The following is an 18,082-nucleotide window of genomic DNA, read 5'->3' as shown; positions in this document are numbered from 1 at the left end:
CCCCGTCCCGGGTCACGCGAGCTCGGACTGGAAGGGGGCCGGGAAGCGGGTGGTGAAGCGGACGGGGCCCAGCAGCGCTTCGAGCGCATGCGCTCGGGCCTCGATCTCGGCGGTGGCTTCGACGCCGACGTCCGTGAGCATCCGCACGGCGATCGTGCCGTCCTTGCGCTGGGTCCAGCCGCCGGCGATGCGCCCGTCCACCCACACCGCGGGGCCACCGTTGCCGTTGCGGTCGAACATCACCGGCACGTGCCCGGGATCGAGGTGGAAGGCGCGGTTCTTCCAGCCCATCGTCGACGGGTCGAGGCCGGGCAGCAGGACCGCGGACGGTTCGACCGGGCCCACCGGGTCGACGTCGTCGGGCAGGACGTGGCCGGTGCCCTCGTCGACCTCCACGGCGACCGCCCCGACGTCGGCGAGCGCCCGCTTCGTGGTCGCGACCGTCCACCCCGCCCACCACTGCAGGTCGGTCGCCAGGCCCGGGCCGAACACCCGCAGCCAGCGGCGGGCCAGCTCGGCCGCGTGCCCTCGCTGGTCGGCGCCGTCGGCGTCGAAGCCGTCGGGGAACCAGGCGTCCGCGGACGCCCAGCGGTACTGGCCGTTGATCCACGAGCCGGTGGGCCGGGCCCGCAGCACGCGGCCCTGGAAGCCGAGCACCAGCAGCACCCGGGTGTGCGCGGCCTGGGTGGTCGCGAACGTCCCGCTGCCCACCGGCACCGGCAGCGCGATCCCGGGCAGCGTCGCGCCCACCTCGCGGGCGGTGAGCGGACCGCTCGCCGCGAGCAGCTCGCCGACCTGCACGGCGGCGTCGGCGAACCACTCCGCCGGCCGGGCCACGCCCCCCGCCTCCAGCATCGTGAGCAGTTGGCGCCGCTGCACCGCCGCGATCTTCACGGTCGCGGCGTGGTGCGCGGTGCGGGCCGCCGCGTGCCCGAACACCCACAGCGTGCGGCGCATGGCGTGGTGGCGAAGCAGGGTGCGCTCGTCGTAGAGCGCGGCCTCCAGCGTGGTCAGGTCGGGCCGGACCATCCGCGCCGCAGCCGACAGGTAGACGCTGACCGGGTCGCTGGAGTGCAGCGCGACGAGCCCGTCGGCGATCGCGACGACGTCGTCGGTGCGGGCGGCGGCCACGTGCCGCTGCCGCACCGCCAGCCGGGCCCGACGCTCGGCGACGTCGATGCGGCGGATCACCGGGGCAGCATGCCAGGCGGGCTACGGCCGGTCTGGGGTGGTGGTGACGACGCAGGTCATCGACCCCGGGGCGACCTCGGTGAAGCCCGCGTCCCGGACGGCGACGGCCTCCCCGGAGCGGGCCATGGCGCACAGCGCGTCCCACCGCTCGCCCTCGGCGTCGCGCACCGCGAACGGCGGCACCTCGGTGAGCCCGCGGGCGGCGGCGAACAGCATGGAGGCGTGCCCGACCTGGGCGGCGGCCTTGCCCACCGACATCTCCAGCCCGGCGTTGAGCCAGATGACCGGCTGCCCCGGCGGGGGCGGGCCGGGCTCGTCGGGGTCGAGGTCGGTGCCGCCGATCTGCAGCCGCGACACGGTCCGGGGCACCTCGTCGACCGGGCCCGGAACGAGCGCCCTGACCTGGGCCGGGTTGTCCTGCGGGCCGACGGTCCAGGTGACGCCGGGCAGCTCCTGCACGGCCGTCCAGTGCGCGGTGCGGGCCCGGCGCGCTATCTTGCGGATGCGGTTGCCCACCCACGTCGCCACCGGCTCGGCCCACTCCCCGCCCGGCTGGGCGCGCGGGTCGAGGCAGACGGCGAGGGCGGCGGCGGCCGCGGCCTCCAGCACGGGCGTGCGCGCGGCCGGCGGGCGCTCCAGCCGCAGCACCATCGTCATGGCCCGGACGATGCCGTCGGGTTCGGGCGGGATGGTCGTCGGCCCGCCCAGGTAGCGCGCGGCGACGGGCTCCAGCGCGGCGGTCATGGGATGGGCACCCGGCGCAGCACGCCCTCGGCCTCGTCGGCGCGCTCCACCTCCTCGCGGGTGAGCCCGAGGACGAACAGCACCACGTCGAGGTAGGGGTGCGACAGCGCCGTGTCGGCGACCTCCCGCAGCGCGGGCTTGGCGTTGAACGCGATGCCCAGCCCGGCCGTGGTGAGCATGTCGATGTCGTTGGCCCCGTCGCCGACGGCCACGCACTGCTCCAGTGGCACCCCGAACTTCCCGGCGAACCGGCGCAGCGCCTCGGCCTTGCCGGGGCGGTCGACGACGTCGCCGACCACCCGGCCGGTGAGCCTGCCGTCGACGACCTCCAGCTCGTTGGCCGCGCAGAAGTCCAGGTGCAGCTCGCGGGCCAGCGGGGTGATGACCCGGGTGAACCCGCCGGAGACCACGCCGCAGCGGAAGCCGAGGCGCTTGAGGGTGCGGATGGTCGTGCGCGCGCCCGGGGTGAGCGCCAGCTCGGCGGCCACGTCCTCCAGCACCGACTCGGGCAGCCCGGCCAGCGCGGCGACGCGGCGGTGCAGCGACTGGGCGAAGTCGAGCTCGCCGCGCATGGCCGCCTCGGTGACCGCGCGGACCTCGGCCTCGGCCTCGGCGCCCGCCCTGGCCGCCAGCATCTCGATGACCTCGCCCTGCACGAGCGTGGAGTCGACGTCGAAGACGATCAGCCGCTTGCTGCGCCGGCCGAGCCCGTGGCGTTCGACGGCCACGTCGACGCCGGCCGCGTGCGCGACCTCGACCAGCTTCGCGCGCAGGGTGCCCGGCGGGTAGTGCGAGGACCCGCGCCCGGGGACCGGGGAGACCAGCAGCTCCAGCGCGGTGACCGGGTAGTCGGCCACCCGCCGGATCGCGTCGATGTTGGCGCCCACGTCGGCGAGCGCCTGCGCGATCGACCCGAACGCCTTGGCCGTGATGGGCGCGCCGGTGAGCACCACGACGTGCGTGGACAGCGGCCGCGCCGACTCGTCGTCGGCCTCGATGACCGAGGTCTGCACGGTCATGGCGATGCTGGCCATCGCCTGCTCGACCGCCTCCTGCAGGGCCTCGGGGTCGTGCCGGGCCACGACCAGCGCCCCGAGGCTCAGCTGGCCGCGGATCACGACCTGCTCGACGTCGAGGAGGTCGACGCCGTGGCGGGTGAGCGCGGCGAAGAGCACCGAGCTCACCCCGGGCCGGTCGGGCCCGGTGACGGTGATGAGGACGCTGGTGCCGTTCGGAGCGCTCTCGGTCACCGGGACTTGGGGTCGCCGTCCGGCTGGGTCTCCGGGCCGATGGCCTGGCTGGCCTTCTCACCCGGGTCGGAGTGCCCGCCGATGTGCGCCTCGTTGCGGAACCGCTCCACGAGGTGCGGGTAGTGCAGCTCGAACGCCGGGCGCTCGGAGCGGATCCGCGGCAGCTCGGTGAAGTTGTGCCGCGGCGGCGGGCAGCTGGTGGCCCATTCCAGCGAGTTCCCGAAGCCCCACGGGTCGTCCACCGTGACCACGCGGCCGTAGCGGTAGCTGCGGAAGACGTTCCAGATGAACGGCAGCGTCGAGGCACCGAGGATGAACGCGCCGACCGAGGAGATCGAGTTCAGCACGGTGAAGTCGTCGGTGGGCAGGTAGTCGGCGTAGCGGCGGGGCATGCCCTCGTTGCCCAGCCAGTGCTGCACCAGGAACGTCATGTGGAACCCGACGAAGGTCAACCAGAAGTGGGCCTTGCCCCAGGTCTCGTCGAGGAAGCGGCCGGTCATCTTCGGGAACCAGAAGTAGATGCCGGCGTAGGTGGCGAACACGATCGTGCCGAACAGCACGTAGTGGAAGTGGGCCACCACGAAGTAGGTGTCCGAGACGTGGAAGTCCAGCGGCGGCGAGGCCAGCAGGACCCCGGTCAGGCCGCCGAACAGGAAGGTGGCCAGGAACCCGATGGAGAACAGCATCGGGGTCTCGAAGGTCAGCTTGCCCTTCCACATGGTGCCGATCCAGTTCACGAACTTGATGCCGGTGGGCACCGCGATCAGGAACGTGGTCAGCGAGAAGAACGCCAGCAGCACCGCGCCGGTGGCGTACATGTGGTGCGCCCACACCGCGATCGACAGCGCCCCGATCGCGATCGTCGCGTAGATCAGGGTCTTGTAGCCGAACATCGGCTTGCGGCTGAACACCGGGAAGATCTCCGACACGATGCCGAAGAACGGCAGCGCGACGATGTAGACCTCGGGGTGGCCGAAGAACCAGAACAGGTGCTGCCACAGGATCACCCCGCCGTTGGCCGGGTCGAACACGTGGGCACCGAGGTGGCGGTCGGCCAGCAGGCCCAGCAGCGCGGCGGTGAGCACCGGGAACGCGATCAGGATGAGGATCGCGGTGACGAAGATGTTCCAGGTGAAGATCGGCATCCGGAACATCGTCATCCCGGGCGCGCGCATGCAGACGATCGTGGTGATGAAGTTGACGCCACCCAGGATCGTGCCCAGACCACCGACCGTCAGTCCGACGATCCACAGGTCGGCGCCCGCGCCCGGCGAGCGGATCGCGTCCGACAGCGGGGTGTAGGCGAACCAGCCGAAGTCGGCCGCGCCGCCCGGGGTCAGGAAGCCCGACATGACGGTCAGGCCGCCGAACAGGAACAGCCAGTAGGAGAACGCGTTCAGCCGCGGGAACGCCACGTCCGGGGCGCCGATCTGCAGCGGCACGATGTAGTTCGCGAAGCCGAACAGGATCGGCGTGGCGTAGAGCAGCAGCATGATCGTGCCGTGCATGGTGAACAGCTGGTTGTACTGCTCGTTGGACAGGAACTGCTGTCCGGGCACCGCGAGCTCGCCGCGCATCAGCAGCGCCATCGCCCCGCCGGCCAGGAAGAACCCGAACGACGTGACCAGGTAAAGGATCGCGATGTCCTTCGGGTCCGTGGTCCGCAGCATCTTCAGGAAGGTGGATCCCTTGGCCGTACGGCGCGCCGGGTACGGGCGCGTCGCGATCGGCTTGGGGGCGACGGCAGTCACAGAGCCTCCTGCACTGGCCTTGCGGGGTCGGGTGGAGCTGCGTGGATCGTAGCTCTACTGGCCGTCGAAGGCGCGGGCCGGGGGCCGGGACCCACCCGTCGGGACGGGCGTCACACGCCCGGTCACCGTCACCCCGGCCAGCTCCAGCGCGTGGCCCGCTCGGCGAACTCGTCCGCGCGCTCCACGATCCCGAACGCGCGCCGCGGGGCGATCTCCACGAGCAGGTTGGCATCGAGGAACTCCGCGGTCAGGTCGGGGGCGATCGGCACGTACTTGGCGAGGTAGCGCTCCACCCAGGCCCGCCGGCGGGCCGGATCGGCGAGCACCGAGGCCCGGCCCTCGACCGACAGGCATTCGACGGTGTCGTCCGCGGCCACCGACACCCACGGATTGGCCGCCAGGTCGGCCGCCTTCCGCGAACGCGGGCCGCAGGAGAAGGCGAAGCGCTGCTCGGTGTCGTCCCAGACGCCCCACACCGGCAGCGCGTGCGGCCGGCCCGCCCCCGAGACCGTGACGACCCAGTAGTTGCGCCCGGAGCGCAGCTTCTCCGCGGCCCACGACCACGACAGCGGCACCCAGGCCGCCGTGTCGACGCCGTAGTCGGGCATGTGGGGGCGCTCGGCCCGCGGCTCGCGGGCGGGGTCTGCGCTCATGGGGCGACCGTAGAGCGCGGGCGGTTCTCGACCTTCGTCCATTTGGGCGGTCCGCCGACCGGCCCTGAACCTGTGGCCGTCCGATCACCGTGTGACGGGAACGCAGCTCACGAGCCGAGCGGGGGAACCATGATCGACCCGACCGGGATCCCGGTGATCGACGGCGACATGGACGCGCTCGCCCGGCACGCCGACGACCTGGTCTCCGCGGGTGCCGGCATCGCGGACACCGGGGCCCGCGTGCACTCGACCTGGCAGCAGCTCGCTCCCGTGTACGACGCACCCGAGGTCGGTCGGCTGCTGCTCAGCACGGCGCCGGTGCAGCGGACGGCCGCGTCGATGGGCGAGGACGTCTCCACGGTGGGCCGGATCCTGGCCGGCTACGCGTCCGAGGTGCGCGTGATCCAGGACCGGCTCGACGCCCTGCGGGCCGATGCCTCGGCGTTCGTCGCCGGCGTCACCGACGAGCCCACCGCCGAGGAGGCGGACCGAAGCAACGCGATGCTGTCGCAGGTCAACGCGGCCGTCGCGGACTTCGACGACGCGCAGCGCCGGTGCGCCAACGCGATCAACGCGCTGTACGGGGGCACGACCTACCGGGCCGACGACGGCGACGGCCGCCTCGACCCCGGCGAGTTCGGCAGCACGGCGGCGGACCTGGACGCCGCCGCCCGGGGCGGCGCGCTGCCATGGGGCGCCCAGGAGGCACCTCCCGAGGAGGACCACGGCCTGCTGTCCACGATCGGTCACACCGTGCTGGACGTGGTCGGGCTGGTGCCGGTCATCGGCGAGGTGGCCGACGGCGCGAACGCCCTCTGGTACCTGGCCGAGGGCGACGAGCTCAACGCCGCGCTGTCGGCCGCGGCGATGGTGCCGGTCGCCGGGTGGGTGGCGACCGGGGGGAAGTTCGCGGTCAAGGGGTACAAGGCGGTGCGCACCCTGGACGACGCGCGCATGTTCGTCCGCGGCAAGCCGCCGATGGTGCCCGACGGCGCCACGCGGCTGCCGTTCGGAAACCCGAGGTACAAGGGCGAGCGCTACGAGTGGATCAATCCGGCGGACGGCAAGAAGGTGCGCTGGGAGGCGCACGGCCGCGACCCGTCCCGCCCGCCGACCGAGAACGCGGGCGCCGGTCCGATCTACCGGGAGAAGGTCGGCAACCACTACCTCGACGCGCAGGGCGGCAAGCACACCAAGAACTCGGTGGAGAACCCGAACTCGTCGGCCTACAGGGAGGAAGCCGCGAACGCGACCCACATCCCCTACCCACAGGGCCTGCCCGCGCCCGGGTCGCACCGCGTCGTGGTGCCGAACGTCGCCGCGCTGGCGCCCGACGCGGCCGACCTGGCCGGTCCGGGAGGGGACGGCGGATGACCCGCATCATCGAGGGCGACACGATCGGCGCGGCGGACTGCCTGGCCCTGGTGCGCGGGCTCACCAGCAGTGACCGGGAGGAGCGGCTGGGTGCGGCCGTGGTCGCCGGCGACTGGTTCGGCGGTGGCGGCCTCGACTACACCGAGGACGTCACGGCCGCGTGGGTCCTGGCCTGGGCCGCGGTCCGGGAGCCGCCGGGCGGGCTGGTCCGCGCCGACATGCTGGACTCGCTGGAGAGCCTGGCGGCCGACGACCGCGCGCCGGCGGCCGCGCTGCGGTTGGTGACCACCGCGCTCGACCGGGCGGACGTCTCCCCCGCCGAACTCGACTTCTACGACGGCCTCGTCGAGGCGCTGGCCCGCCCCGGCCCCGCGAGCCCGGGCGGCAGCGGGCGCCCGCTCGGCGCCCAGCGCTGCCTGGCGCTGGTGCGGGGCCTGGCCAGCGGGGTCGACGCCGACCGCAGGGCGGCCGCGACCGCGGTCGCCGGCCACGCCGCGGCCGGCGACCTGGACGCCGGGGAGTCCTCGACCGTCGCGACGGTCCTGGCGTGGGCCGTCGAGCTGGAACGTCGTCCGGCCCGGCCGGTGCTGCTGTCTGCGCTGCTCGTGCTGGCCGAGCGGGGCAGCGTGCCGGCGCGCGTGCTCGACCGGGTCGTGACGCACCTGGCCGGCGCGCGGCTCGACCCGGTCGAGGAGGGCTTCCTCGCCGACCTGACGGCCGCGCTGCACCGGCCGCGCTGATCAGCGCATCGGGGTGAACAGCTCCTCGAACAGCTCCGGGGCCGCGGCCGGGTTGACCGGCGGGTCGACGATGTAGAACTCGGTGCCCAGCCCCATCGCGAACACCGCGTCGGGCATGGCCAGCAGGAAGTGGTCGGGGGCGATCTGGCTGGCGTGCGCGCGCATCGCGGCCCGCTTCTCGTCGGCGAAGTCGACGGCCTCGACCCGGTGGGTGATCTCCGCCTCCGGCTTGCCGACCTCGGGGAGCTCCTCGGGGGGCGTGAACTCCCGGCCCTCCTCCTGCGCCATCCCCCGCATGCCGCGGGTGAGCCAGTCGCGGTTGGTGGTGTTCTGGGCGATCACCGGCACCGCCGACAGCTCGCCGGCGCGCTTGCCGACGCGGTGCACCTGGATGTGGTCGGGGTGGCCGTAGCCGCCGTTGTCGTCGTAGATCGTCAGGACGTCGGGCTCCTCCTCGTCGAGGATGACCGACAGCATGCGCGCGGCGTGGTCGACGTCGGCCCGCCAGAAGCAGTGCGGCGCGTCGTTGGTGGCCTCGCCCTTCATCCCGGAGTCGGTGTAGCCGAGGAACTCCACCCGCTTCGCCCCGATCGCCGCGGCGGCCGCGTAGCACTCCGCGGCGCGGCGCACCGAGAGGTTCTCCCCCGGTGCGAGCACCCCCGGGACCGGCTCGCCCAGCTCGCCGCGGGTGGCGAAGACGAGCACGACCCGGTGCCCGGCCGCCGCGGCCCGGGCCAGCGTGCCGGCCACGGTGATCGATTCGTCGTCGGGGTGCGCCTGGAAGGAGACGATGGTGCCCACGGCGGGAGGCTATCCGGCGGAGCCGGGGGCGACCGAGGGCAGCACCGGCCGCCCTGGTCCACTGTGGGTCATGGCTGACGACGAACTGGTCGAGCGGGTCCGCGCGCTGCGGTCGCAGGGACGCTCACCCAAGGACATCGCCCGGGCCACCGGTGCCCGTCCGGCCGAGGTCACCCGGATCGTGCGCGAGCTGGGTCGCGACGCCCACCGCGCCGAAGCCGGCACCCTGGTCGGCGTGTGGGTCAGCCGGGGGTGGAGCGCCGGGCTGGGGGTCCCCGACGACCACCCCGACTGGGACGACGACCCCGACGCCGGCATGGAGGGGCTGGTCTCGGTGCTGCTCGCCCGGCGCGACCGACCGCAGCGGCTGTCGGTGTGCGGCTACCTGGTCGACACGTACTGCCTCGGCGTCAAGAACGCGCTCGGCCCGATGGTGATGGGCGACCGGGAGCTGGCCGACTTCCGCCCGATGTTCTTCCAGGCCATGGAGCCGGTGGAGGCGCCGGCGGAGCTGGCCCGCCACCTCGTCCTCGGCGCCGTGGAGTACGCCCGCACGCTCGGCTTCCAGCCGCACCCCGACTTCGCGGCGGTGGCCGGGCACCTGGGTGAGCTGCCCGGCGGGAGCGTGCTGACCTTCGGCCGCGACGGCGTCCCCACCTACATCTCGGGCCCGGACGACGACCCGGCGCGGGTGGTCCGCACCCTGACCCGCACGGTCGGCCCGGACGGCTTCCACGCCGTCACCCACGCCTGACAGCCGCCGGACGAGGGCCGGTCAGCCGAGGATGCGGGTGAGGGCCGGGCCGATGTCGGCCGGGCGGCGGACGACGCCGCTGGTGCCGCCCAGGCGCCCGACCAGGCCGGCCGCGGCCGCCTCGGCCTCCGCGCCGCCCACCGGGACCAGCACGTGCAGCCGGTCGATCCCGGCCAGCGCGCTGGCCGGCTCGTCGCCGCTGGTGTGCAGGCAGTCCGACAGCAGCAGCACGAGCTTCTCCTCGGCCACCGCGCCGGACAGCTGCACCGACGCGGCCCGCAGGGCGGCGGCCAGGTCGGTGGTGCCGTGCCCGCGCAGCCCGACCAGCTCGGCCACCAGCTCCTGGGGCGCGCGGCGCACCCCGCGGGCCTGCAGGACCCGCACGTCCTGGCCGAAGGCCAGCACCGAGGACTCCAGCTTGCCGCCCATCGCGTCGTCGGCCAGCACGACGCCGGCGGCGGCCACCGAGGCCAGCGCGACCGCCAGGCCCTGCATCGAGCCGGACATGTCCACCGCGAGGCAGACCGCCCGCCGGTGCGCGGTCCAGGTGCGGGTGACGACGTCGTCGACCCCGGGCCGGCGCGTCCCGGCCGGGTCCCAGGCGTCCAGGGTGCGGTCGAGGTCCAGGTCGCCGTCGAGCCTGCGGGAGGCGCCCAGCTTGCGGGTGCCGCGCGAGCGGCTCGGCCCGATCCGGGCCATCCGCAGGTAGACGCGCCCGGCCAGCCGGCGCGCCGCGGCGCGCAGCTGCTCGTCGGTGGCCACGGCCAGGTCGGCGAGCATCGCGGCGGCGGCGTCGGGGTCCTGCTGGGCGAGCGCCTCGAACGCCTGCTCGTCGAGCTCGCCCAGCTCCGGCGACACCTCCTCGAAGCCCTCGTGCCGGGCGCTCAGCTGCTGGCGGCTCGTCGTGCGCCCGGCCCGCTCCCGACCGGGCCGCGAGCGGGGCTGGAAGCCTGCCGGGGGTTCCGGCAGGCCGTCAGCTTTTCCCTGGCCGTCCGAGGAGGTGTCGCTGTCGGACTCCTGGCCGGGTTCGCCGTCCTCGTCGGGCCAGAACCTGTCCAGCAGCTCGTCGATCACCGACTCGGGGGTGCGGTCGACGCCGTCGGCGATCCGGATGCGCCCGGACAGCGCGGCGTGCGCGGCGTCGCGGCCGGTCTCCTTGCGGAGCATGCCCTCGCCGCGCAGGTCGGACAGGCCGACCAGCATCGTGGCCAGGTCGATCGAGCCGCGCACCGACGAGCCCATCCGCACGTCGCGGTGCTCGCGGGTGGCCCGGGTGAGCGCCACGGCCAGCTCGACGGCCCGGCCGTCGAGGCCGGTGACCGAGCCGGTGATCGTGCGCTCGGCCGGCTCGTCCTGGTAGCCCAGCACGACCCGGCACATGCGGTCGGCGATGGCCTGGCTGACCCGGGCGGTGCCCACCGCGTCGAACGGGTTCATCGCCGCGATCAGCCGGAAGCCCTTGTCGGCGTGCACGTGGCCCAACCGCGGGACCACGATCTCACCCTCGGTGAGCACCGTGATCAGGACGTTGAGGGTCTCCTCCGGGATGCGGTTGAGCTCCTCGAGGTAGAGCAGCCCGCCTTCGCGCATCGCGGTGAGCAGGGGGCCGTCCACGAACGCCCCGGGGTGGTAGCCCTCGGCCAGCACCTGGGCCGGGTCGAACTGGCCGACCAGCCGGGCCGGGGTCAGCTCGGCGTTGCCCTCCACGAACACCATCTGCCGGCCGCTCTCGCCGGCGATCGACCGCAGCAGCGTCGACTTCCCGGTGCCCGGCGGCCCCTCCAGCACGACGTGCCGCCCGGTCGCCAGCGCGACGGTGAGCACCTCCCGCTCCCGCCGCAAACCGACCACTGCTTCTGCCACCGAACCTCCTCGTCCGCGCCGGCGTCCGCCTCGGACACCGGATTCAGTATCAGGAAAGCCACCGCCGGAGCACCAGGTGTCCGACGGTGGCTTTCGTGACGTTGCTGTGCGGAAGGTCAGCTGTCGTACATGATGACGCCGCGGATGTTCTTGCCGTCGTGCATGTCCTGGTAGCCCTGCGCGACCTCGTCGAGGCTGTAGGTCTTGGTGATCAGCTCGTCGAGCTTGAGCACGCCCTCGCGGTAGAGCTGCAGCTGGCGCAGGATGTCCCAGTTCGGGTTGGAGTGCCCGAACAGCGCGCCCTGCAGCCGCTTCTGCATCAGGGTGATGTCGGACAGCGCGATCGGCACGCCGACCTCGGTGATGTCGCCCAGGCCGGTGACGACCACGGTGCCGGCCTTGCGGATCGAGGCCATGGCCTGCCCGACGTGCTCGCCCTTCACCACGCCGACGGTCACGATCGCCGAGTCGGCGCCCTGCCCGTTGGTGAACTGCTTGGCCAGCTCGGTGGCCTCCTCCATGGACTCCACGGCGTGCGTGGCGCCCAGCTCCTGGGCCTTCTCGCGCTTGAACGCGATCGGGTCCACGGCGATGATGTTCGACGCCCCGGCGTGCGCGGCGCCCTGCACGGCGTTGATGCCGATGCCGCCGATGCCCATGACGATCGTGGTGTGGCCGGGCTTGACCTCGGCGGAGTTGACCGCCGAGCCCCAGCCGGTGCCGACGCCGCAGCCGACCAGGCAGGCCTTGTCCAGCGGGATGTCGTCGGGGACCTTGACCGCCGAGTCGGCGGACGTCGTGGTCACCTGCAGGAACGTGGAGATGCCGCACATCTGGCCGACCGGGTCGCCGCCCTCGGCCAGGTGGATGCGGTAGTCGTTCGGGTCGCCCCAGCGCGAACCGGTCAGCAGGGTGGCGCCCAGGTCGCACAGGTTCTGCTGGCCGGAGGCGCACCAGCGGCAGTGCCCGCAGGAGGGCAGGAACGAGAAGACGACGTGGTCGCCTTCCTTGAGGCCCTTGTTGTTGCGCCCGGCCTTGGTGACGATGCCGGCGCCCTCGTGGCCACCGGCGAACGGGTACTTGCCGACCGGGATGTCGCCGGTGGCGACGTGGTCGTCGGAGTGGCACATGCCGGAGGCCACCAGCTGGACCTGGATCTCGTTGTCCTGCGGGTCGTCGACCTCGAGATCGACCACCTCGTACTTGCCGGGGGCCTGGCGGATCACCGCTCCGCGGGTCGACAGCTTTGCCATCTCTGATCTCCTTCGATCGACGTCATCGCCGTTCATAGCAGCGCATGCATGCGTTGGGAAGGTCTACGAAACGTGGCCCGCCGGAGGTCACGCAGTAGAGTGCGCCGCGCATCCCCACCATAGGAGGGCCGTCGTGACGGAGCTGTTCAACGCCGCTGTGTACCTCACCGAACGACGGGTTGCGGAGGGCGACGGACAGCGGATAGCGCTGCGTCATCCGCGTGGCTCGCACACGTACGAACAGCTCTCCGCCGAGGTGCGCCGCGTCGCCGGCGGGCTCGCCGCGCTCGGTGTACGGCCCGAGGAGCGGGTCATGCTGTGCATGACCGACGACGTCGAGCTGGCCACCGGGATCCTGGCCGCGATGTACCTCGGCGCCGTCGCGGTGCCGACATCGACCATGCTCACCGGCGGCGAGCTGGCCAAGCTGGTGGTCGACTCGCGGGCCCGGGTGCTGCTGGGCAGCCGGGAGTTCGCCGGCTCGGTCGTGGCCGCCGCACAGGGCGCCCCCGACCTCGGCCACCTGGTGCTCACCGGCGACACCGCGCCCGACGTGCCCGGCGTGACCACGCTGACCTGGGACCGGCTGCGCGAGGCCGCGCCCGTCGAGGCGGCCTACGCCACCTGGGACGAGTCGCCCGCGCTGTGGCTCTACACGTCGGGCACCACCGGCACCCCCAAGGGCGCGATGCACCGCCACACCGACATCCGGTTCGTCGCCGAGACCTACGGCGCGCAGGTGCTCGGCGTCCGCCCCGACGACGTCTGCCTGTCGGCGGCCAAGCTGTTCTTCGCCTACGGCATCGGCAACTCGCTGTTCTTCCCGCTCGCGGCCGGGGCGAGCGCGGTGCTGGAGCCCTCGCGGCCGAACCCGCGGCTCTACGCCGACCGGATCGCCGAGCACGGGGTGACGCTGTTCTTCGGCGGGCCCAGCTTCTGGGGGCCGCTGATGGCCGCCGACTTCCCCCGCGAGACGTTCGCGACCGTCCGCAACGGGATCTCCGCCGGCGAGGCGCTGCCCGCCCGGATGTACCACGGCGTCCTGGAGCAGTACGGCTTCGAGATCCTCGACGGCATCGGCTCCACCGAGGCGCTGCACATCTTCATCTCCAACGTCGCCGGCAAGGTCGTGCCGGGCAGCTCGGGCTTCCCGGTCCCGGGCTACCGGGTCGAGCTGCGCCGCCCGGACGGCTCGGTGATCGACCGGCCCGGCGAGCCGGGGATGCTGTTCGTCGCCGGCGAGTCGGTCTGCACCGGCTACTGGTGCCGCACCGCGGTGAACCGGGCGGTGTTCCAGGGCGAGTGGATGCGCACCGGCGACCAGTACGTGCTCGGCGAGGACGGCAGCTACACGTGCCTGGGCCGCGCCGACGACGTGTTGAAGGTGGGCGGGATCTGGGTGAGCCCGGCCGAGGTGGAGACCCGGCTGCTGGAGCACCCGGACGTGGCCGAGGCCGTGGTCGTGGGCGTGCCCGACGAGGACGGCCTGGACAAGCCGGTCGCCTACATCGTGCCGCGGCCCGGCCGGCACGTCGACGAGGCCGAGGTGATCGCGTTCTGCCGGGCCGGGATGGCGGCGTTCAAGCGCCCCCGCCGGGTGATCGAGATCGACGAGCTGCCCAAGACCGGCACCGGCAAGATCCAGCGCTTCCGGCTGCGGGCCCTGGCGGCCCAGGTCGCCCCTCCCCCGTCCCTGCCCACCGACGTCGCCGAGGCCCAGGCCTGACCGTCGTCAGCGGTGGGTCCGCGCTGCCCGCACCGCGATGAGCAGGCAGCCCGCCCCCAGCAGCACGCCGTGGGCGATGCGCAGCTCGGGCCCGGTGAAGAACTGCGGCAGGAACAGCACCATCCCGAGCGCGAACGGCACCCCGACCCAGCCCGGGCGCAGCGCCAGCGCGGTCAGGACGCCCGCGACGGCCAGCAGCACCAGCCCGACGCCGAACACCGCGACCTGCGTCGGGCCCATCCGGATGGCCTCGGCCATCGCCGGCAGGTCGGGCCGGTCGCTGAGCGCGTTGAGCGCGAACGTCTCGGCGCCGTAGTAGGTGAGGGTCATGGCGGCGCCGGTCCACCACACGACGAGCGCGGCGCGCGCCGTCGCGGTGCCGAGCCGGTCGCGCAGGGCGAGCAGGCCGAGGCCGACCAGCAGGAACCCGGCCGCGGCCGCCAGGTGCCCGGCGAGCCACGCGGGCGAGGCGAACGCCTCCGGCATGCCCTCGGGGGCCTGGTCGGCCCAGGGGCGCAGCACTGGGTAGGCGACGAAGAGCAGACCGGCCGCCGCGAAGGGCACGGTGCCGGCGGACACGCGGGCGGTCGGCGCGGGGGCGGTGATCGTGGACACGGGCGGATCCTCCTGTTTGAGAGCGGTGCTCTCTGATGAGTGCAATGTTGCCGAGACAGCCGCTCACTGTCAAGAGCACTGCTCTGCACATTAATCGTTCGACAGCATTAGCGCGATTCGACAGCGACCTGTAGAGTTTCGGCCGTCCGCCCCGCCGCGCCTGGAGGAGCCCGATGACGAGCACCGTCGATCCGGACCGCGAGGCCGTCCCGAAGGTGTCCTTCGACGCCGAACCCGGCTCGTACCGGCACTGGCACCTCGACCTCGACGGCGCGGCCGACACGGGCGTCGCCCACCTCCGGCTCGACGTCGCCGAGGACGGCGGGCTCGTCCCCGGCTACGAGCTGAAGATGAACAGCTACGACCTGGGCGTCGACATCGAGCTCTACGACGCCACCCAGCGGCTGCGCTTCTCCCACCCCGAGGTCCGCGCGGTCGTGCTGACCAGCGCCCGGGAGCGCAACTTCTGCGCCGGCGCGAACATCCGCATGCTGGCCGGCTCGCCGCACCCGTGGAAGGTCAACTTCTGCCGGTTCACCAACGAGACGCGCAACGGCATCGAGGACGCCACCGAGAACTCCGGCCAGACCTGGATCGCGGCGGTGAACGGCACCGCAGCCGGCGGCGGCTACGAGATGGCGCTGGCCTGCGACCACATCATGCTCATCGACGACAACTCCTCCACCGTCGCGCTGCCCGAGGTGCCGCTGCTGGGCGTGCTGCCCGGCACCGGCGGGCTCACCCGGGTGACCGACAAGCGCCGCGTCCGCAAGGACCGCGCCGACGTCTTCGCCACCAGGTCCGAGGGCGTGCGGGGCAAGCAGGCCGTCGAGTGGCGCCTGGTCGACGAGGTCGTCCCCAAGCGCCAGTGGGACGAGAAGGTGGCCGGGCGGGCCGCCGAGGCCGCCGCCCGGTCGAGCCGCCCCACCGGCGCCACCGGCATCGACCTGCCGCCGCTGCAGCGCACCGAGACCCCCGACGGCATCAGCTACCAGCACGTGCGGGCCGCCTTCGACCGCGACCGCGGGCTCGTCGAGATCACCGTCCTGGGCCCGGAGGGCGACGTCCCGGACACCGTCGAGCGCGTCCACGAACTCGGCGCGGCGTTCTGGCCGCTGGCCATGACCCGCGAGCTCGACGACCTCGTGCTGCGGCTGCGGGCCAACGAGCTGGAGCTGGGCACCTGGGTCATCCGGACGAGGGGCGACGTCGAGGACGCGCTGGCCTTCGAGCGGGTGATCGCCGAGCACAGCCGCGACGACTGGCTGGTCAACGAGATCCGGCACTACTTCAAGCGGGTCCTCAAGCGCCTGGACGTCACCTCGCGCAGCCTCGTCGCGCTGATCGAGCCGGGTTCGTGCTTCGCCGGGGCGCTGCTGGAGCTGGCGCTGGCCTGCGACCGGCAGTACATGCTCGACGGCTTCCTGGAGGAGGACAGCCAGGAGGGCGAGCCGGCCCAGATCGTGCTCACCGGGTCCAACTTCGGCGCATTCCCGATGGGCAACGGGCTGTCCCGGCTGGCCAGCCGCTTCTACGGGGACGACGACCACGTCGCGAAGCTGCAGCAGGAGACCGGGCGCCGCATCGACGCCGTCGAGGCCATGGAGCTGGGCCTGGTCACCGAGGCGCTGGACGACATCGACTGGGACGACGAGATCCGGATCATGCTGGAGGAGCGGGCGTCGCTGTCGCCGGACGCGCTGACCGGCATGGAGGCCAACCACCGGTTCGTCGGCCCGGAGACCATGGAGACGCGGATCTTCGCCCGGCTCACCGCGTGGCAGAACTGGATCTTCATCAGACCGAACGCATCGGGGCCCGACGGCGCGCTGCGCCGCTACGGAACGGGACGACGGGCCGAATTCGACCGCAGGCGGGTGTGAGGGAAGAAATGAGCATCGACTACAGCGAGAAGATCCCGAACAACGTCGACCTCGCCGGTGACCGCAAGCTGCAGCGGGCGCTGGAGTCCTGGCAGCCCAACTTCCTGACCTGGTGGAAGACGATGGGCCCGGCCGTCCCCACCGAGGACGTCTACCTGCGCACCGCCGTCGCGGTAGGCCGCGAGGGCTGGGCGCACTTCGGGCACGTCGCCATGGACGAGTACCGCTGGGGCGTGTTCCTGGCCGAGCGCAACCACGACCGCCGCATCGCCTTCGGCGAGCAGAAGGGCGAGCCGGTCTGGCAGCAGGTGCCCGGTGAGTACCGCGCCGACCTGCAGCGCCTGATCGTGATCCAGGGCGACACCGAGCCCGCCTCGGTCGAGCAGCAGCGCCGCCTCGGCGAGACGGCCCCCTCGCTCTACGACCTGCGCAACCTGTTCCAGGTGAACGTGGAGGAGGGGCGCCACCTCTGGGCGATGGTCTACCTCCTGCACGCCTACTTCGGGCGCAACGGCCGCGACGAGGCCGAGGCGCTGCTGCAGCGCAACTCCGGCGACCTCGACTCCCCGCGCATGCTCGGCGCGTTCAACGAGGAGACGCCCGACTGGCTGTCGTTCTTCATGTTCACCTACTTCACCGACCGAGACGGCAAGTACCAGCTCGGGTCGCTGAAGGAGAGCGCCTTCGACCCGCTGAGCCGCACCTGCGAGTTCATGCTCAAGGAGGAGGCCCACCACATGTTCGTGGGCACCACCGGCATCGACCGGGTGGTGACGCGGACCGTGGAGCTGATGCGCGAGCACGACACCGAGGACATCGCCCCGCACGGCGGCATCCCGCTGGACGTGATCCAGAAGTACGTCAACTTCCACTACTCGGTCTCGCTCGACCTCTTCGGCTCCGAGCGCTCCACGAACGCGGCCAACTACTTCACCGCCGGGCTCAAGGGCCGCTGGCAGGAGGAGCGGCGCAAGGACGACCACCGGCTCACCGAGGACGCCGCCCTCATCGACGTCGTGCGCGACAACCAGGTGGCCACCGAGGAGATCTCCGCGCTGCTCGCGCTGAACCACGACCTGCGCCGCGAGTACATCGCCGACTGCCAGACCGGGCTCAAGCGCTGGAACCGGATCCTGGAGAAGTCGGGCCTGACCCACCGGCTCTACCTGCCCCACGTCGGGTTCAACCGGGAGGTCGGGCAGTTCCGGGAGCACCACGTCACGCCGAAGGGCGACGTCGTCGGGCCCGACGCGTGGGCGGCGAAGAAGGACCAGTGGCTGCCCACCGAGGCCGACAAGACCCACGTGCGCTCGCTGATGCGGCCGGTGTACGAGCCCGGCAAGATCGCCGGCTGGATCGCGCCGCCGACGAACGGGATCAACGACAAGCCCGTCGACTACGAGTACGTCCACCTGGCGTAATCAGGATTGGTGTTGTCCTCGCAGGGTTTCTGTCTTCCTAGCAGGCTCCCTGAAGCCTGCTAG

At 72.8% G+C, this 18,082-nt stretch carries 15 protein-coding genes; 6 read left to right on the top strand and 9 right to left on the bottom strand.

Annotation, left to right across the window (positions count from 1 at the left end):
* Nucleotides 1-12 precede the first annotated feature (12 nt).
* From KIK08_RS05855 to KIK08_RS05835, 5 genes are all read right to left on the bottom strand, one after another.
* On the bottom strand, nucleotides 13-1,191 hold the full coding sequence (locus KIK08_RS05855) for a winged helix DNA-binding domain-containing protein (protein ID WP_214401960.1): 1,179 nt from the start codon (nucleotides 1,189-1,191) through the stop codon (nucleotides 13-15).
* Between the two features lie 21 nt (nucleotides 1,192-1,212).
* The gene (locus tag KIK08_RS05850) at nucleotides 1,213-1,935 is read right to left on the bottom strand and encodes a peptidyl-tRNA hydrolase (RefSeq protein ID WP_214401959.1); all 723 of its coding nucleotides are present in this window, start codon (nucleotides 1,933-1,935) and stop codon (nucleotides 1,213-1,215) included.
* Complete coding sequence (gene serB / locus KIK08_RS05845) at nucleotides 1,932-3,185, bottom strand: phosphoserine phosphatase SerB (protein ID WP_214401958.1); 1,254 nt, start codon at nucleotides 3,183-3,185, stop codon at nucleotides 1,932-1,934. The genes KIK08_RS05850 and serB overlap by 4 nt, the downstream gene beginning before the upstream one ends.
* Nucleotides 3,182-4,936: an aa3-type cytochrome oxidase subunit I gene (ctaD, locus tag KIK08_RS05840; protein WP_214401957.1), complete on the bottom strand. Its 1,755-nt coding sequence runs from the start codon at nucleotides 4,934-4,936 to the stop codon at nucleotides 3,182-3,184. The genes serB and ctaD overlap by 4 nt, the downstream gene beginning before the upstream one ends.
* 128 nt (nucleotides 4,937-5,064) lie before the next feature.
* Nucleotides 5,065-5,589 carry a pyridoxamine 5'-phosphate oxidase family protein gene (locus KIK08_RS05835; protein ID WP_214401956.1) on the bottom strand — a complete coding sequence of 175 codons (525 nt, stop codon included), beginning with the start codon at nucleotides 5,587-5,589 and terminating at the stop codon, nucleotides 5,065-5,067.
* Nucleotides 5,590-5,718: 129 nt separating this feature from the next.
* On the opposite strand from KIK08_RS05835, the gene KIK08_RS05830 reads away from it, so the two are divergent.
* On the top strand, nucleotides 5,719-6,963 hold the full coding sequence (locus tag KIK08_RS05830; protein WP_214401955.1) for a polymorphic toxin type 30 domain-containing protein: 1,245 nt from the start codon (nucleotides 5,719-5,721) through the stop codon (nucleotides 6,961-6,963).
* Nucleotides 6,960-7,703: a hypothetical protein gene (locus KIK08_RS05825; protein WP_214401954.1), complete on the top strand. Its 744-nt coding sequence runs from the start codon at nucleotides 6,960-6,962 to the stop codon at nucleotides 7,701-7,703. Before KIK08_RS05830 ends, KIK08_RS05825 begins: the two co-directional genes overlap by 4 nt.
* Here the strand turns inward: KIK08_RS05825 and KIK08_RS05820 are convergent, their stop codons facing one another.
* The gene (locus tag KIK08_RS05820) at nucleotides 7,704-8,504 is read right to left on the bottom strand and encodes a PIG-L family deacetylase (RefSeq protein ID WP_214401953.1); all 801 of its coding nucleotides are present in this window, start codon (nucleotides 8,502-8,504) and stop codon (nucleotides 7,704-7,706) included. It abuts the gene before it with no gap.
* A 70-nt stretch (nucleotides 8,505-8,574) separates the two neighbouring features.
* Between KIK08_RS05820 and KIK08_RS05815 the strand changes: the two genes are divergently transcribed.
* Nucleotides 8,575-9,258, top strand: coding sequence for a helix-turn-helix domain-containing protein (locus KIK08_RS05815; protein WP_250556385.1), 684 nt, complete (start codon nucleotides 8,575-8,577; stop codon nucleotides 9,256-9,258).
* A gap of 21 nt (nucleotides 9,259-9,279) precedes the next feature.
* On the opposite strand, the gene KIK08_RS05810 is transcribed toward KIK08_RS05815, so the two are convergent.
* Both KIK08_RS05810 and KIK08_RS05805 read right to left on the bottom strand, forming a co-directional pair.
* Entirely contained in the window at nucleotides 9,280-11,121 is a 1,842-nt protein-coding gene (locus tag KIK08_RS05810) for an AAA family ATPase (protein WP_214401952.1), read from the bottom strand.
* Between the two features lie 116 nt (nucleotides 11,122-11,237).
* Nucleotides 11,238-12,374 (bottom strand): NDMA-dependent alcohol dehydrogenase, encoded by a 1,137-nt coding sequence (locus tag KIK08_RS05805; RefSeq protein ID WP_214401951.1) that lies wholly within the window; start codon nucleotides 12,372-12,374, stop codon nucleotides 11,238-11,240.
* Nucleotides 12,375-12,507: 133 nt separating this feature from the next.
* Here KIK08_RS05805 and KIK08_RS05800 point away from each other — a divergent pair, with 133 nt between their 5' ends.
* On the top strand, nucleotides 12,508-14,100 hold the full coding sequence (locus KIK08_RS05800; RefSeq protein WP_214402006.1) for a benzoate-CoA ligase family protein: 1,593 nt from the start codon (nucleotides 12,508-12,510) through the stop codon (nucleotides 14,098-14,100).
* A 6-nt stretch (nucleotides 14,101-14,106) separates the two neighbouring features.
* On the opposite strand, the gene KIK08_RS05795 is transcribed toward KIK08_RS05800, so the two are convergent.
* Nucleotides 14,107-14,715, bottom strand: coding sequence for a hypothetical protein (locus KIK08_RS05795; protein ID WP_214401950.1), 609 nt, complete (start codon nucleotides 14,713-14,715; stop codon nucleotides 14,107-14,109).
* Between the two features lie 173 nt (nucleotides 14,716-14,888).
* On the opposite strand from KIK08_RS05795, the gene boxC reads away from it, so the two are divergent.
* Nucleotides 14,889-16,598, top strand: a complete 1,710-nt coding sequence (boxC, locus tag KIK08_RS05790) for a 2,3-epoxybenzoyl-CoA dihydrolase (RefSeq protein WP_214401949.1) — start codon at nucleotides 14,889-14,891, stop codon at nucleotides 16,596-16,598.
* 8 nt (nucleotides 16,599-16,606) lie between these two features.
* The gene (gene boxB / locus KIK08_RS05785; protein WP_214401948.1) at nucleotides 16,607-18,019 is read left to right on the top strand and encodes a benzoyl-CoA 2,3-epoxidase subunit BoxB; all 1,413 of its coding nucleotides are present in this window, start codon (nucleotides 16,607-16,609) and stop codon (nucleotides 18,017-18,019) included.
* Nucleotides 18,020-18,082: the final 63 nt, after the last annotated feature.

The organism is Pseudonocardia lacus (assembly GCF_018531445.1).
Classification (GTDB): domain Bacteria; phylum Actinomycetota; class Actinomycetes; order Mycobacteriales; family Pseudonocardiaceae; genus Pseudonocardia; species Pseudonocardia lacus.
The sequence above is the reverse complement of the archived record's forward strand: the minus strand, read 5'-3'. Positions and strand labels throughout refer to the sequence as shown.